Here is a 12787-nt window from a genome sequence, read left to right on the forward strand (position 1 = left end):
CGACGTCATGCCGGCGTGGGACTGGGCCGCGCTGGCGGGCGAGGACCTGCCGGAGATCGTCGCGATCGAAGAGGCGGCCCATCCGTACCCCTGGAGCGAGGCGATCTTCGAGGATTGCCTGCGGGCCGGTTATCGTCTCGACGGGGCCTTCTCGCGCGGGCAGTTGATCGGCTACTCGGTAATCATGACCGTGCTCGACGAGTGGCACCTGCTCAATCTGTGCGTCGATCCGGCATTGCAGCGGCGCGGGGTGGGGCGGTTCCTGCTCGAGCGATTGCTCGAGTCGGCGGATGCCGGCGAGGCCGGTTGCGTGATCCTTGAGGTGCGGGCCGGCAACGCCGCGGCCATCGCCCTCTACGAGTCGGCGGGCTTTACGGATATCGGCCACCGAAAGGCGTATTATCCGGCCCCCCAGGGGCGGGAGGATGCGCGCGTGATGCGCTTCCTCCTGTAGGACCCAATCATTGTTCCATCGGCCCCTCGTGACGACGGGCCCTGTCATTGCAGACCCGAGAGTCCATGAGCACTACCCCCGAAAACGATTACTCCAGCCGGCGCACCTTCGCGATCATCTCGCACCCGGACGCGGGCAAGACCACCATGACCGAAAAGCTGCTGCTGTTCGGCGGTGCGATCCAGCTCGCTGGCACGGTCAAGGGGCGCAAGTCGGGTCGGCATGCCACCTCCGACTGGATGGCGATGGAGAAGGAGCGCGGCATCTCGGTGACCAGTTCGGTGATGCAGTTCCCCTACCGCGAGCGCATCATCAACCTGCTCGACACCCCCGGCCACGAGGACTTCTCCGAGGACACCTACCGCGTGTTGACCGCCGTTGACTCGGCGCTGATGGTCATCGATGCGGCCAAGGGCGTCGAGGCACGCACCATCAAGCTGATGGAGGTCTGTCGCCTGCGCACCACGCCGATCATGACCTTCGTCAACAAGCTCGACCGCGAGGGCCGTGACCCCCTCGAGCTGCTCGACGAGGTCGAGACCGTGCTCAACATCCGCTGCGCGCCGGTGACCTGGCCGATCGGTAGCGGCAAGCGTTTTCGCGGCATCTATCACATTGCCCAGGACACCACCTATCTCTTCGGCGCGGCCGATGGCACCCGCGATCAGGCCGTCGAGGCGATCAAGGGGCTCGACAATCCCACGCTTGACGAGCGTCTGGGCACCCAGGCCGACGAGTTGCGCGAGGAGATGGAGCTGGTGCAGGGAGCGGCCGACGAGTTCGATCTCGACGCCTATCTCAAGGGGGAACAGACGCCGGTGTACTTCGGTTCGGCGATGAACAACTTCGGCGTGCAGTCCTTGCTCGACGACTTCGTCGAGGTGGCCCCGTCGCCGCAGCCGCGCGAGGCGACCGGTCGCACGGTCGAGCCCTCGGAGAACAAGTTCACCGGATTCGTCTTCAAGATCCAGGCGAACATGGACCCGCAGCACCGCGACCGAATTGCCTTCCTGCGCATCTGCTCGGGCGAGTTTCGTCGTGGCATGAAGTCCCACCACGTGCGCCTGGGGCGCGACGTGAAGATCCCCGACGCCCTGACCTTCATGTCCTCCGACCGCGTGCGACTGGAAACGGCCCAGGCCGGCGACATCATCGGCATCCACAACCACGGCACGGTCCGGATTGGTGACACCTTCACCGAAGGCGAGAAGCTCGCCTTCACCGGCATCCCCAACTTCGCCCCGGAACTGTTCCGCCGGGCGCAGCTCAAGGACCCGCTCAAGTCCAAGCAGTTGCTCAAGGGCCTGTCACAGTTGTGCGAGGAAGGGGCGACCCAGCTCTACCGGCCGCTGACCAACAACGACCTGATCCTGGGTGCCGTGGGCGTACTGCAGTTCGACGTGGTGGCTCAGCGCCTCAAGGACGAGTACAACGTCGACTGCCGCTTCGAGGCGGTCAACGTCAATACCGCCCGCTGGGTGGAATGCGACGATCCCAAGCGCTTCGAGGAATTCAAGAACAAGAACCAGGCGAATCTTGCGGTCGACCACGCCGGCGAGCTGGTCTACATCGCGCCCACCCGGGTCAATCTGCAGATGACCCAGGAGCGCTGGCCCGAGGTGCGCTTTCTGGCCACCCGCGAGCACGGCGACTACCGCACCGAGTAAGCCGCGAAGCCCCTGGCTTGAAGAGCCGCCGGGCAGCCACGGGCCCGTGGTGGATCAGTGGTCTTGCGGATTGCCGTCGGGCTTGACGCCGAGCGTGTGGTCGACCAGCTGGTCGAAGTGTTCCGGGTTGATGTACTGGAACAGTTCATCGCCGTCGGGTTCGACGGTGATGGCCAGCCCCTTCTCCGGGTAGAGCCACAACATGGCCGGTGGCTCGTCCTCGTCACGTTCGCCGCGGGGCAGCGGGCGCTTGTCCGTCGGCTCGCCGAAGCGCCGGGTTATCAGTCCTTCCTCGTAATCCGCACTGGGCGCGTAGCTGATCGAGCGGATCGGTTTGTCCTGTGCTTCGACCAGCGCCTCCTCCGACATGGACAACTTGCGTGCCCCGCTCGGTGTCGGGTCGGCGATGCGCGAGTCCCCCGCCCAGCGCTCCAGCGTTTCCGGATCGACCTCGGCCACCAGGATCACCTTCGCGGTCAGCGGGCCGACGTTCATGCGGCCGAAGAACGCCTCCATCGACAACGGCTCGCCGGGTTGGGCGAATATCGCCAGATCGGCCTTCTGGTTATAACGCCGCTTGAAATCGAGCAGGGTCGACTCCCCCAGCGTCACGCCGAATACCGATACCTGTCCTTGCCCATTGACCTCGACCTCCCATGGCAGGAACGGATGCTCGGGTGGAGTGGGTTGGCAGCCGGCCAACAACGCGGCCAACAGGGCCGCGCCCAGGGCGAGGGATCGAGGGGCGGAAACGAAGCGGGGCATGGGCATTCCAGAAAACTCAAGGGATGGAGGCGATCGGTGGACAAACGACAGACAGTCGCGACACGAGCCCGGATTTAATCAGCCCGGCGCGGCGCGGGCAAGTCGGCGGTCGCGGCAGGCATGGTGTCTGTATTGCGTCGATCGAGCACATGGGGGTATGTTGCCTGCATCCGGTTTGTCAGATAAGGAGGGATGCGCATGCCGATCGCAGGGAGTTCGAATGGAGTCGTTGGACGAGAGCGACGGTTCGCGGTGCTGGCGGGCGTCCTGGCGCTCGGGGTGGCTTTGCTGCTCGCCGGACCGGCCGTCGCGGAGGATTTCCCGCTGCGCGACAAGTATGCCTCGGTGGGCGTGGCGCCGGTGGAAACCGAGGAACTGGCGGCCTCGCTGGATGCCATGGCCGTGGTCGATGCGCGCTCGCCCTACGAGTACGCAACCCTGCATATCCGGGATGCCGTCTCGATCCCGCTTGCCGCGCGTGATTTCGATGAATCCGTGCGGACCCTGGCCGAGAAATCGGGCCAGCCCCTGGTGTTCTATTGCAATGGCGTGACCTGCGCGGTCTCCTACAAGGCGGCGCTCAAGGCCAAGGAGGCCGGAGTGGCGGAGGTGCGCGTCTATGACGCCGGTGTATTCGCCTGGGCCCAGACCCACCCGGAGCACACGGTCCTGCTGGGCGAGCCGTTGCAACGTGCCGACCGGCTGATCGCCGACGAGGCCTTCAAGAGTCGCGTCCTGGATGAGGACGCCTTCTATGCGCGCATCCAGTCGAGCACCGACCCCGTGATCGTCGACATCCGCAGCAAGGATCAACGCCAGGGGGTGTCCTTGTTCCAGATGCAGGACCGTCACGTCCCCCTGACCATCGACAACCAGGAACTCGGCGGGCTGGTGCAGGCGGCGATAACGGAAAAGCGGCCGATGTTTTTCGTCGATGCTACCGGTAAGCAGGTGCGCTGGCTGCAGTACTACCTCGAGGAGCAGGGCGCCACGCAGTACTGGTTCCTCGAGGGTGGCGCCAGCCAGATATTCGAAAGCATGGGGCTTCAATAACGACCCCGGCAGTCAGTCACCCCGCGGATCGTGTGGCCCGGTCAGAGCGCCCCGGTTACCCCACTGAATAGCGCTCGCGCCATTCGATGCTCCAGCGTTCCAGCAAGCCGGCCACCGTGCTCCGGTCGGTCACCGCGGTATCCAGCCCCAGCACGTGCGCCGCGTCGCGAAGGTTTTCCACGGCCCGCTGGTTGTCCAACGGGGTGGCGTGGTTGGCCTTGCTCAGCTTGCGCCCGTCGGGGCCATTGACCAGTGGCAGGTGCAGGTAGCCCGGCACGTGCAGCCCCAGTGCCTCGGCGAGTTCCACGTGCAGCGGCGTGAGGTTGGCCAGGTCTTCGCCGCGCACCACCTGCGTGACGCCCATCTCGTCGTCATCGACCACGTTGGCCAGGTGATAGGCAATCGGCCCGTCGGCGCGTCGCAGGACCGGGTCGCCCACCTCGGTGGCCAGGCACTGGGTGAGTTCGCCCAGGCGTCGGTCGGCCACCGTGCACCGGTGCGCACCCACTTGAAATCGCCAGGCATGACGTTCATGGGCCGGGGCGGGTTGTTCGCGGCAAAAGCCGGGGTAGATCGGCCCGATCGCGCCGATGACCTGCCCGTGCTTATCCGCCCAGTCACGCAACCGCGCCCGTGTGCAGTGGCACCGATAGATCCGTCCGGCCGATTCGAGCCGCTCCAGCGCGGTTTCGTAGCGCGCGGTACGCTCGCTCTGGAAGACCACCTCGCCATCGAACACCAGCCCGTGGGCCTGCAGTTGTTCGAGGATCATCTCGATCGCGTCACGACGGCTGCGTGCCTGGTCGGTGTCGTCGATCCGCAGCGCCCAGCGGCCGTTGTGGGCCCGCGCGTCCAGAAAGCTTCCCAGCGCCGCGACCAGCGAGCCGGCGTGCAGCGGCCCGGAAGGCGTCGGCGCGAAGCGGCCCTGGTAGGTCGTGGTCCTGGTGGTCATGTGTGTGCCTGTATTGCGTACTGTGTTGCGATGTAATGGCGGGTGGCGGCGAACTCAAGCGCAATTGGCGCATCCTATGGGGGCCACTCGATTTGGATGTGTTTTGAGCCGGGCCGTGTTCTTCTCGAACGCCCGGTGGTCCGCCCGCCGCCCCCGATGTCGTAGAGTATCGCTATGTTCCGATTCCGTGTTCCCGCTCCTGCTCGTGTTTTCGTCCGTGGCTCCACGAAGGTGCCAGCCCTGTTGTTGGCGCTCGTGCTGCCCGTTGCCCCGGCACTGAGCACTGCCAACGAGCCCGTGGGTGTCATGGGTGCCGCGTTGGACGAGCCGCTGGAAACGGCCCTCGAGGCGATCGAGCGCGGTGATCGCAACGGCCTTGACCGGGCGTTGGCGCGCCTTGAAGGCACCCGTCACGGCGCACAGGTGACACCGTACCTGGAAGTGCAATGGCTGCTCGAACGGGTCGATCAGGAGCCCTCGGCCGTGGCCGCCCGGCTGCGAGAGCACCCCGAGATCCCGTTGATGCCGCGGCTCAAGCGCCGATATCTGGATCACCTGGCCGAAACCGAGGCCTGGGGCGAGTACCGGCTGGTCTTCGACCGTGCCCCTCAAATCAACCCGGGGACCCGCCGCCAATGCGCCTACTGGCAGGCCGAGCTGGTGCTCGAGGGCACCTTGAACGACGAGCACACCGACGCCGCGTTGGCGGCGTGGCAGCGCGGTCGCAGCCAGCCGGAGGCCTGTGACCCGGCATTCGACTGGCTCGATGCCAATGGCTATCTCGACGAGCCGGCTTACCGGGCGCGCGTGCGTGCCGCCGTTGAAGCGGGCCAGGACGGGCTGGCGCGTTACCTCGTCCGCCAGGGACCGACCGGGCTGACCGCCTATCGGGACCGTTGGCTGGCCCTGCGCGATCGTCCCGCGACGGCCGTGCCGGCGCTGATCGAGGCCGAGGGCGACGCCGAGGAGATCACCCAGGGGCTGCTTTGGCTGGCCAAGCGCGACCCGGCACAGGCCCGTGAGTCGCTTGCCCGTGCCGGTTCCCAGGAATTGATCGATGCCGAGCAGGCCGGCAGCGTGGCCCGTCTTGCCGCACTCAAGGCGGCCTATCTCTACGAGCGGCAGGCGCACGAGTGGCTGCGCGAGGTGCCGGTGGCGGCGCGTGACGAGGAAGTCTGGACCTGGACGGTGCGCTCGGCCTTGCGGCATCTGGACTGGGCGCGGGTCAAGGCCTCGATCGATGTCATGCCGGAGGAATTGAGCGAACGGCGCGAATGGCGTTACTGGCGGGCCGTTGCCGACGATCACCTGGGGCAGGCGACAGCCGCACGCACGGTCTGGCGCGAGCTGGCCGAAACGCCCGACTATCACGGTTTTTTGGCCGCTGACCGGCTCGGCATCGTCTATCCCTTGCCCGGGGATCAAAGCGAGCCGCCGAGGCCCACGGACGAGGCCGTTGCCACGCTGGCCGACAACCCCTGGCTGTCGTTCGCCTTTGCCCTGCATCGACTCGATCGCCCCGAAGACGCCCGTCGCCTGTTCAATCACGAGATCGACGGGGTGGACGAGGATGTCCTGCCGGCGCTTGCCTACCTCGCCGACCAGGTCGGCTGGCACGACCGGGCATCCGTCGTGATTGCACGCATGGACAAGCTGCACGATCCGGCGTGGTATGCCACCCGCTTTGCCCTGCCGCATCAGGCACTCGTGCAGGCACAGGCCGAACGGCAGGGCGTGCCCGCCGAATGGGTCTACTCGATCATGCGCCGCGAAAGCCTATTCATGCGCGACATCGGTTCGGGTGCCGGCGCGCAGGGCTTGATGCAGTTGATGCCGGCGACCGCGCGCTGGATCAATCGACAGGCCGGGCTGGGGGTCTCGCCTCGGCAACTGGCGGATCCCGGCACCAATGTCGCGCTGGGCACGGCCTACATCGGGCACATGGCTCAACGGTTCGACGGCCAATACCCGCTGGCCACCGCGGCCTACAATGCCGGCCCGGGTCGCATCAAGGGATGGTTGCCCGATGTGCCGTTGCCCGGCGATGTCTGGGTCGACACGATCCTGTTCGACGAGACCCGCGCCTATGCCCAGGCCGTGCTCGCGGGCATGGTGACCTACCGCTGGCGGCTGACGGGCGAGCCGCGCCGCCTCGGCGAGTTGCTGTCGGTGGTCACGCCCCAGAAGTGACCCGGAATCATTCGGACTGATTCACTTATTCATTGATGCCACGGAGTCGGGCCCTTGTCTGTCGCCACCACGCCGCCAAGCTTCCTGTTTTTCGACCTGGAGACCACCGGGGCCGAGCCGGTCTTCGACCGCCCGCTGCAGTTCGCGGCCATCCGTACCGACATGGCGCTCGAGCCGATCGGTGAACCGGTGGTCTGGTACGCGCGCCCCCCCGAGGATTGCCTGGCGCACCCCGCGGCGGTAATGACCACCGGCCTGTTGCCCGATGACCCGGTACTGGCCGAGGCCGATAGCGAGGCGAATCTGGCCAATCGCATCCACCGGCTGGTAAGCCAACCGAACACCTGCGTGGTGGGGTTCAACAACCTGCGCTTCGATGCGCCGATGTTGCGCTTTCTCTTCTGGCGCAACCTGCTCGACCCCTATCGTCACGAATGGGCCGATGGCAACAGCCGTTTCGACGTGCTGGACGCCGCGCGCGCCTACCGCCTGCTGGCACCCGATGCGCTGAATTGGCCGGTCGGTAGTGACGGTCGACCGACCTTGCGGTTGACCGAGCTGTCGGCGGCCAACGGCCTGACACACGAGAACGCGCACGACGCGCTCAGTGATGTCGAGGCCACCATCGATTTGGCGCGCGCCCTGCGCAAGGCCGACCCGGCCCTCTGGGAGCGTCTGCTCGCGGCCAGGGACAAGCGCGAGGTGGCCCGGCTGATCGACCAGCCCGATCACGCCGCTTTCCTGCACGTCTCGCCACGGCTGCCGGCGCGGGTGGCCTCGGCATCGATGTTCTGTTCCTTCGGTCAGGTCGACGCCAATCGCAATCGGCGCGAATGCTGGGACCTGCGTTTCGACCCGTTGCCTTGGCTCGATCTGACTGCCGAGCAGTGGGCCGAGCGGCGCTTCCTGAAGAATCCACCGATCGAGGCCGAGCGCGACTGGGACGACCTGCGCCTGCCGATCAAGTCGATCCACCTCAACCGGGTGCCGGTCGTGCTGCCTGCCGAGACGCTCGTGCGCGACGGGGTGGCCCAGCGCATGGTGATCGATCGCGCCCGCATCGACGAGCATGCCGAGTCCTTCCGGCGTCACTTCGATGCCTTGCGCGACCGCCTGATGGGGGCGTTGGCGCAGACCGAGGGCGATTTTCCGCCCCGGCCGGTCGAGCAGTCGCTCTACGCGGGCTTCGTGCCCAATGCCGACCGGCGCCACCTCGAGGACTGGTGGGGGCGCGCACGGAGCCTGCGGTCACGGCAGGACGCGATCGCCCATGCACGGGACCTGCTGGCCTGGTCGTTCGAGGATCCGCGTCTGCCGGAACTGGTGGAAGGCTTTGCCGCCCGCAATCTGCCCGAGGCGCTGGATGCGTCCGCCAGGGAACGCTGGCGGACCCGCCTGGTCGATCAATTACGGCCCGGGCAGCGAGTCGGGCCATCCGAAGGGGTGGAGGTCGGGGCGGCGCGCGACTTTCCCTCGTTGTTCGCGGAGGTCGAGCGCCTGGCCACTGATGATCACTGGTCGCCAGAACAACGCGCGCTGCTGGGTCCGTATCGTCGTTGGCTCGAGGAGCGCGAGCGAGTGCTGGAGAATGGCACGCACGGTTGATTCAGAGCGGTCCCTGCTGCACCCCAGCCACGGCGAGTCACGCGCTTGCGCTCAAGGGAACAGGCGGCGAGCCGATACTCCGACAGGGAACACGAGGAATCCAGCATGAGCTTTACGGTCTTTGGTCGCGGGGTCAGCGACGGGGTGACGATCGACGAGGCGACGTCGCCCAGCCTGTTGCGTCCGCCGACGATGGTCGAGCCGCCGCGGGCCGTTCGCGAGGACCAGGCCGGCACGCCGTTCGCGCTGGACCGTGATGCCCGCGCCCCCAAGGATGATTCGCTGCGTGCCTATCGGGAGGCGGCCGGTCAGGCCAACCGGGAGCCGGCCCCGGTGTCGGTGGCCGAGCAAATCATGTCGCGGCCGGCGATCATCATTCGAATCAACGACACCGTGGGGCGTGCGCGCGACCTGATGGCCGAGCGCCGCATCGGGCTGTTGCCGGTGCTGGGGGAGGATGGTCGCATCGAGGCGGTCATTACCCGCGGGGATATCACGCGTCAGCGGATCCGTTACTCGGACCTGGCCAAGATGCCCGTCGGCGCAATCGCCCGCTTCGAGGTGTTGACTGCCGGTCCCCAGACCAATATTCGCGAACTGGCCCGGGTGCTGCTCAAGCAGGATATTCGTGGCATGCCGATTGTCGACCAGGCGGAGGATCCGCCCCGGGTGCTCGGCGTGGTTACCCGCAGCGACATCCTGCGTGCGTTGATCAATTACGCCTCACTCGAACTCTGGCTGTAACCGATGCCGCGGCCTCAGATGGCGGGTGTTGATCCCTGCCGCTGGGCCAGTTCGCAGCTGTCGCTGTAGGCATCGCGCATCAGGTTGAAGCAGGTGGCCAGGAACAGACTCTGCAGCTCGACGAACTCGTCGTAGGCCTCTCGCTCTGCCTGCTCGCCACCCGCGCCACCCTCGGCGCTGGTGATCAGCGTATCGGCGGACTTGTGCATCTGCACGTGAAGCTGGTGGACCTTGTCGAACTCGCCCTGACGTCCCGGCGGGGCACCGTGGCTTTCCAGAAAGCGGCCGAAACGGCACTCATGCTCGTTCAGCGCGGGCCGAGGCGAGTTGTAGAGCAGCACCGCCATGATTCGTGAGTACCAGTCGAAGTGCCAGTAGGTGACTTCCTCGAAGCCGTCGATGAAGGCCTGGTAGTCGAACGGGTCCGGCAGGTTCGGGGACGATGCACTCATGGGTGGTTTCACTTGCGATGTGGGGCGTACGGGCCAGTCTAGGCGATTTCATTTCGCCCTGACAGGATGATTCCAACATTCGACCATGACGAGCCGATGTCGCCAGAGCGCGTGACTAACGGTGCAGGGGCCCCCTAGCTGTCCAGCAAACTGGCCAGGTAGTTCAGGTCGATTACGCCGCGGTCGGGGGCGGGGCCCACCAGCGTTTCGACGGGCGCGCCGGGCTCACCCAGCTGGGAGTGCACGGCAATCGCCCCGTTGAAATCGTCTCCGGCGGTGTAGTCGTTGATCGTGACCAATACCGGGATGGCGGCAGCGCAGGCGGAGCGTACGCCATTGGCCGAGTCTTCGAGGGCGATGGTTTCACCGGGGGCGAGGCCCATCTTGTCGAGCGTCCAGGTGTAGATATCTGGGGCGGGCTTTTTCGTTGGGACGATGTCGCCGGCGGCGATTACCTCGAACCAGTCGGGGCTGTCATCGCCCAGCGTGGCGCGCAGCAGGCCGGTCACGTTCTCCGGCGTGGTGGTCGTGGTGATGGCCAGGCGCATGCCGGCGTCACGGGCCTCGTCGATCAGCCGCTTTACCCCGGGGCGCAGCGGGATCTCGCCGCGCTGCAAGAGTTCGAGATAATGCGCCGTCTTGGCCTTGTGCAACCCGGCGATCCAGCCGGCCAGGTCGTCGACGGCGGGCAGCGTGGGGGCATGGGTGTCGATGAAGTGACGGATGCGCTCCTTGCCGCCGGTGACGGCCAAGAGTTCGCCGTAGGTGGGAATGTCCCAGTGCCAGTCCAGCCCGGCCTCGCGGAAGGCGAGGTTAAAGGCGACGCGGTGGCCGTCGCGTTCGGTGTCGGCCAGAGTGCCGTCGACGTCGAAAAGGATTGCTTGCAGCATGCGGGGTTCCAAGTTTGGTTACCATTGGGCCCGTTCCCGGAACGGGGGGCATGGATCATGTATTTAAACGAACGAGAGTCTACTCAATGCGTAAACGACCGGCCAGTTCCGGTGCCCGCTGGATTGCGGGTGGCTGGCAGCTTTTGAAGACCCGCCCGGGTCTCGTGATCGGCAGCGTGCTGCTGATGTACCTGTTGGTGTTCCTGACCAGTTTCGTGCCGTTGATCGGCATGGGGGCGGGCTATCTGATCGCCCCGATCCTCGGCGGTGGTGTGATCGTGATCTTCGCCCGTCTTGCCGAGATCCTCGAACGGGCCGAACAGGAGCCACTGGCCCGCGAGCAGCCGATCGGTTTCGATCTGCTGTTCTCGCAGTTCTCCGGGCAGGCGCCGTGGCGCCCCTTGTTGGGGCTGGGTGGTGTGACCATCCTGGTGAACCTGGCCATCGTGCTCCTGCTGGCGGCCTTCCTGACCGCGGCGATGCCGGAGGGCGGCATGGCGGCCCTCAATGCCCCCGAGACCAGCGACAGCGAGCGCTTGGAGCAATTGCTGCCCATCCTGACCTCCGGGTCCGCCATGGGTGTCTGGCTGGCGGTAATCGTGATCTACACGCTCTATCTCTCGGCAATGCTGTTTGCCATTCCGCGGGTCGTGCTCGCCCAAGCGAGTCTGACCGCGGCGCTGGTGACCAGCTTTCGCGCCGTCTGGATCAACTGGTTGCCGATGTTGATTTTCGGCCTGATCTGGCTGGGGTTGTTCCTCACGATTCCGTTGACGGCCGGGTTGAGCGCGATCCTGCTGGTGCCCTGGGCGTGGGCGGCGCTCTATGCGGCCTATGTGTCGATCTTCCCGGCCGAGGACGCTCAGCCCGACCCCGACGAGGTTGTCGGCTGATCGCGGCGGTGTTTCCCGGGAACGATGCCGGGAAACAAACCGGGGCAAACAAACGCCGGCAAACAAAAAAGGCAGCGTGAGTGAACTGACCCCCAAAAGTTGGACGGTTGGTTAACCGGGCACCAAGGCCTGAGTCCTGTATTCCACGGGGCTCAGGCCTTTTAGTTTCCCCTTGATCCGATCGTGGTTGTAGTAGCGGATATAGCGCTTGATCTCGAGGATGAAGGCCTCGACGCTTTTGAATTTCTGTCCGTGAAAGCACTCGCTCTTCAGGATGCCGAAGAAGTTCTCCATCACGGCGTTGTCGTGGCAGTTTCCTTTGCGGGACATGCTCGGCTCAATGCTATGCCGGATCAGGGCCTGACGGTATAACGGCATCCGGTACTGCCATCCCTGGTCGGAGTGCAGCATTGGTGCCTCACCCGGCGCCAGCCGCTTGGTGGCTCGTTTGAGCATCGTCATTACCAGCGGTACCCGCTGGCTGCGGGCGATCTCGTAGGAAACGATCTCCTGGTTGTAGAGATCCAGGATCGGCGACAGGTAGAGACGTTCGCCCCGAACCTTGAACTCGGTCACGTCCGTGACCCACCGGTGGTTGGGACGATCCGTTTCGAACTGCCGCTGCAATCGGTTCGGCGCCGTCACACCCTCTTCACCACGATAGGAGCGGTAACGCTTCGGTTGGAGGCGGCAGGCCAGCCCCAGGCGGCCCATCAGGCGTTGCACTGTCTTGTGGTTCAGCGGATGGCCCTGACGGCGCAACGTCCAGGTGATGCGTCGGTAACCATAGCGCCCCCGGTGCTGATGAAAGATGGCAGCGATCCGCCGCTTCTCATCGGCATATCGATCCGATCGGACCGCCGACGCCCGGCACCAGTAGTAATACACGCTGCGGGGCATCCCAGCCGCCTTGAGCAGCCACTTGAGGGCGTGCCTCGGTCTCAGTTCGGTGATCAGCCGCGCTTTTCTTCTCGGCGGATTGCTTTTCCTGAGCCAAGGCTTTCAACTTTTTTAAGTACGCATTCTCCGCTTCCAAATACGCCAAACGTTCATGCAACTCGTCCGTCGTCATGTTCTGCGGCGCCTTGGGCCGCTGGGGAAGCGGCGCCGAATGGGGCTTGT

Annotated in this window: 12 protein-coding genes and 1 pseudogene; 7 read left to right on the forward strand and 6 right to left on the reverse strand. The window is 65.6% G+C overall.

Translation table 11 applies throughout. The annotated features are described in order from the left end of the window. Positions 1 to 7 precede the first annotated feature (7 nt). A complete protein-coding gene (gene rimI / locus ABGV18_RS06060) occupies positions 8 to 454 on the forward strand; it encodes a ribosomal protein S18-alanine N-acetyltransferase (protein ID WP_396585250.1) in 447 nt (148 codons plus the stop codon). A 65-nt stretch (positions 455 to 519) separates the two neighbouring features. After that, on the forward strand, positions 520 to 2121 hold the full coding sequence (locus ABGV18_RS06065; protein ID WP_396585251.1) for a peptide chain release factor 3: 1602 nt from the start codon (positions 520 to 522) through the stop codon (positions 2119 to 2121). Between the two features lie 54 nt (positions 2122 to 2175). Here ABGV18_RS06065 and ABGV18_RS06070 read toward each other — a convergent pair whose 3' ends face one another. Continuing rightward, positions 2176 to 2892, reverse strand: a complete 717-nt coding sequence (locus tag ABGV18_RS06070; protein ID WP_396585252.1) for a hypothetical protein — start codon at positions 2890 to 2892, stop codon at positions 2176 to 2178. Positions 2893 to 3084: 192 nt separating this feature from the next. Between ABGV18_RS06070 and ABGV18_RS06075 the strand changes: the two genes are divergently transcribed. After that, positions 3085 to 3939 (forward strand): rhodanese-like domain-containing protein, encoded by an 855-nt coding sequence (locus ABGV18_RS06075; protein WP_396585253.1) that lies wholly within the window; start codon positions 3085 to 3087, stop codon positions 3937 to 3939. 55 nt (positions 3940 to 3994) lie between these two features. Here the strand turns inward: ABGV18_RS06075 and gluQRS are convergent, their stop codons facing one another. Continuing rightward, a complete protein-coding gene (gene gluQRS / locus ABGV18_RS06080; RefSeq protein ID WP_396585254.1) occupies positions 3995 to 4891 on the reverse strand; it encodes a tRNA glutamyl-Q(34) synthetase GluQRS in 897 nt (298 codons plus the stop codon). Between the two features lie 231 nt (positions 4892 to 5122). Here gluQRS and ABGV18_RS06085 point away from each other — a divergent pair, with 231 nt between their 5' ends. The 3 genes from ABGV18_RS06085 to ABGV18_RS06095 all read left to right on the forward strand — a co-directional run bounded on the left by ABGV18_RS06085 (position 5123) and on the right by ABGV18_RS06095 (position 9430). Next, positions 5123 to 7081, forward strand: a complete 1959-nt coding sequence (locus ABGV18_RS06085) for a lytic transglycosylase domain-containing protein (protein WP_396585255.1) — start codon at positions 5123 to 5125, stop codon at positions 7079 to 7081. A 54-nt stretch (positions 7082 to 7135) separates the two neighbouring features. Continuing rightward, on the forward strand, positions 7136 to 8686 hold the full coding sequence (sbcB, locus tag ABGV18_RS06090; protein WP_396585256.1) for an exodeoxyribonuclease I: 1551 nt from the start codon (positions 7136 to 7138) through the stop codon (positions 8684 to 8686). A gap of 105 nt (positions 8687 to 8791) precedes the next feature. Continuing rightward, complete coding sequence (locus ABGV18_RS06095; protein WP_396585257.1) at positions 8792 to 9430, forward strand: CBS domain-containing protein; 639 nt, start codon at positions 8792 to 8794, stop codon at positions 9428 to 9430. A 14-nt stretch (positions 9431 to 9444) separates the two neighbouring features. Here ABGV18_RS06095 and ABGV18_RS06100 read toward each other — a convergent pair whose 3' ends face one another. Together ABGV18_RS06100 and ABGV18_RS06105 are read right to left on the reverse strand one after the other, a co-directional pair. Continuing rightward, entirely contained in the window at positions 9445 to 9882 is a 438-nt protein-coding gene (locus tag ABGV18_RS06100) for a CZB domain-containing protein (RefSeq protein ID WP_396585258.1), read from the reverse strand. A gap of 134 nt (positions 9883 to 10016) precedes the next feature. Continuing rightward, a complete protein-coding gene (locus tag ABGV18_RS06105) occupies positions 10017 to 10772 on the reverse strand; it encodes an HAD family hydrolase (RefSeq protein ID WP_396585259.1) in 756 nt (251 codons plus the stop codon). Positions 10773 to 10858: 86 nt separating this feature from the next. Between ABGV18_RS06105 and ABGV18_RS06110 the strand changes: the two genes are divergently transcribed. Next, entirely contained in the window at positions 10859 to 11665 is an 807-nt protein-coding gene (locus ABGV18_RS06110) for a BPSS1780 family membrane protein (protein ID WP_396585260.1), read from the forward strand. A 111-nt stretch (positions 11666 to 11776) separates the two neighbouring features. Here ABGV18_RS06110 and ABGV18_RS06115 read toward each other — a convergent pair whose 3' ends face one another. Both ABGV18_RS06115 and ABGV18_RS06120 read right to left on the reverse strand, forming a co-directional pair. Further along, positions 11777 to 12610 (reverse strand): IS3 family transposase, encoded by an 834-nt coding sequence (locus ABGV18_RS06115; RefSeq protein ID WP_396585263.1) that lies wholly within the window; start codon positions 12608 to 12610, stop codon positions 11777 to 11779. Continuing rightward, positions 12498 to 12787, reverse strand: a pseudogene (locus ABGV18_RS06120) (hypothetical protein); the annotation flags it as partial. The gene ABGV18_RS06115 and the pseudogene ABGV18_RS06120, both read right to left, overlap by 113 nt.

It is taken from the genome of Guyparkeria halopsychrophila, from assembly GCF_044582135.1.
In the GTDB taxonomy this organism is placed as follows: Bacteria; Pseudomonadota; Gammaproteobacteria; order Halothiobacillales; family Halothiobacillaceae; genus Guyparkeria.